Origin of the sequence: Pseudomonas sp. AD21, assembly GCF_002878485.1 — a bacterium.
Taxonomy (GTDB): Bacteria; Pseudomonadota; Gammaproteobacteria; order Pseudomonadales; family Pseudomonadaceae; genus Aquipseudomonas.
The window spans coordinates 3510-5997 of the sequence record NZ_NQYG01000116.1 but is presented as its reverse complement, the minus strand read 5'-3'; the positions used below and the strand labels follow the sequence as shown (position 1 = coordinate 5997).

At 59.7% G+C, this 2488-nt stretch carries 2 protein-coding genes; both read left to right on the top strand.

Translation table 11 applies throughout. The features are described from left to right. The first annotated feature begins 88 nt into the window (after positions 1 to 88). On the top strand, positions 89 to 469 hold the full coding sequence (locus PseAD21_RS29125; protein WP_102359149.1) for a gamma-butyrobetaine hydroxylase-like domain-containing protein: 381 nt from the start codon (positions 89 to 91) through the stop codon (positions 467 to 469). Positions 470 to 727: 258 nt separating this feature from the next. After that, on the top strand, positions 728 to 2407 hold the full coding sequence (gene phaC, locus PseAD21_RS29120; protein WP_102359148.1) for a class II poly(R)-hydroxyalkanoic acid synthase: 1680 nt from the start codon (positions 728 to 730) through the stop codon (positions 2405 to 2407). Positions 2408 to 2488 lie beyond the last annotated feature (81 nt).

Below are 2488 nucleotides of genomic sequence, written 5' to 3'. Positions count from 1 at the left end.
CGACTGCTGCGCAGCCGATCGGGGATAAATCCCCTCGCCACAAGGGTCCGCTGACACAGGGCCTCTTTTCAGACGGATGACTGGCCCCATGACCAACACGATCCCTACCGACATCAAACTGCACAAAGCCTCGAAAACCCTGACGCTCACCTACGCGTCCGGCGAGGAATACACCCTGCCCGCCGAATTCCTGCGCGTGCATTCCCCCTCCGCCGAGGTCCAGGGCCACGGCAAACCGATCCTGCAATTCGGCAAGCTCAACGTCGGCCTGAGCAAGCTGGAACCGGCCGGTCACTACGCACTGAAACTGACCTTCGACGACGGTCACGACAGCGGCTTGTTCACCTGGGAATACCTCTACGAGCTGGGGCGACGTTATGACGCACTCTGGGCCGACTATCTGGCCGAGCTCAAAGCCGCCGGAAAAACCCGCGATCCGGACGAGTCGATCGTCAAGCTGATGCTCTAGTCCGAGACTCTTGCTCTTTAGAGGGCATTTTCTAAATTCATCTGTTTGAATGCTCTGCTGTGTGGCCGAGGATCGGCCTGCTTGCGAAAAAAATTAAACTCGGGTAACCAATGGAGCTGGCAAGTTCCCTGCAGTGCTCTACGACTGTAAAGCAGCTATGCAGAATTAACGGTCACCCGAGCAGTAGTACCTGGCATTGGCTGTGGAACTGCACAGCAGAAAACCGGGTACTCGTCTCAGGACAATGGAGCGTCGTAGATGAGTAACAAGAATAACGATGACCTGAAGTACCAAGCCTCGGAAAACACCCTGGGGCTTAATCCCGTCGTTGGGCTGCGCGGAAAGGATCTGCTGGCCTCTGCTCGAATGGTGCTGTCCCAGGCCATCAAACAACCGATCCATAGCGTCAAACACGTGACCCATTTCGGTCTCGAACTGAAGAACGTGCTGTTCGGCAAATCCGAACTGCAACCGGCCAGCGATGACCGTCGCTTCGCCGATCCGGCCTGGAGCCAGAACCCGCTCTATAAACGTTATCTGCAAACCTACCTGGCGTGGCGCAAGGAGCTCCATTCCTGGATCGATGACAGCAGCCTGTCACCCAAAGACATCGCCCGCGGCCACTTCGTGATCAACCTGATGACCGAAGCCATGGCCCCGACCAACACGGCGGCCAACCCCGCGGCGGTCAAACGCTTCTTCGAGACCGGCGGCAAAAGCCTGCTCGACGGCCTCTCGCATCTGGCCAAGGATCTGGTGCACAACGGCGGCATGCCGAGCCAGGTCAACATGGGCGCATTCGAGGTCGGCAAGAGCCTGGGCGTGACCGAAGGCGCAGTGGTGTTTCGCAACGATGTGCTGGAGCTGATCCAGTACAAGCCGATCACCGAGCAGGTCCACGAGCGACCGTTGCTCGTCGTGCCGCCACAGATCAACAAGTTCTACGTATTCGATTTGAGCCCGGACAAGAGCCTGGCGCGTTTCTGCCTGCGCCATAACGTGCAGACCTTCATCGTCAGCTGGCGCAACCCGACCAAGGCCCAGCGCGAATGGGGCCTGTCGACCTACATCGATGCGCTCAAGGAAGCGGTCGACGTGGTCACGGCAATCACCGGCAGCAAAGACGTGAACATGCTGGGCGCCTGCTCCGGCGGTATCACCTGCACCGCCCTGCTCGGCCACTACGCCGCGCTCGGCGAGAAGAAGGTCAACGCCCTGACCCTGCTGGTCAGCGTGCTCGACACCACCCTGGACAGCGACGTCGCCCTGTTCGTCGACGAGCAGACCCTGGAGACCGCCAAGCGCCACTCGTATCAGGCCGGCGTGCTCGAAGGCAAGGACATGGCCAAGGTCTTCGCGTGGATGCGCCCCAACGATCTGATCTGGAACTACTGGGTCAACAACTACCTGCTCGGCAACGAGCCGCCGGTGTTCGACATCCTGTTCTGGAACAATGACACCACACGGTTGCCGGCCGCGTTCCACGGCGACCTGATCGAGATGTTCAAAAATAATCCACTGATCCGCCCCAATGCACTGGAAGTGTGCGGCACGCCGATCGACCTCAAGCAGGTCACGGCCGACATCTTCTCGCTGGCCGGCACCAACGACCACATCACCCCGTGGAAGTCCTGCTACAAGTCGGCGCAGCTGTTTGGCGGCAAGGTAGAGTTCGTGCTGTCGAGCAGCGGGCATATCCAGAGCATTCTGAACCCGCCGGGCAACCCGAAATCGCGTTACATGACCAGCGAAGGCATGGCCGCCAATGCCGACGAATGGCAAGAGAACTCGACCAAACACACCGATTCCTGGTGGCTGTACTGGCAGGCGTGGCAGGCCGAGCGCTCGGGCGATCTGAGAAAGGCCCCACTGAAACTGGGCAACAAGGCGTATCCGGCGGGCGAGGCTTCGCCGGGCACTTACGTTCACGAGCGGTAACTGACACCACCCGCCTCCCCAAATTGTGGGATGAACTTGTGGTGAGGGGATTTATCCCCGATGGGCAGCGAAGCGGCTCCA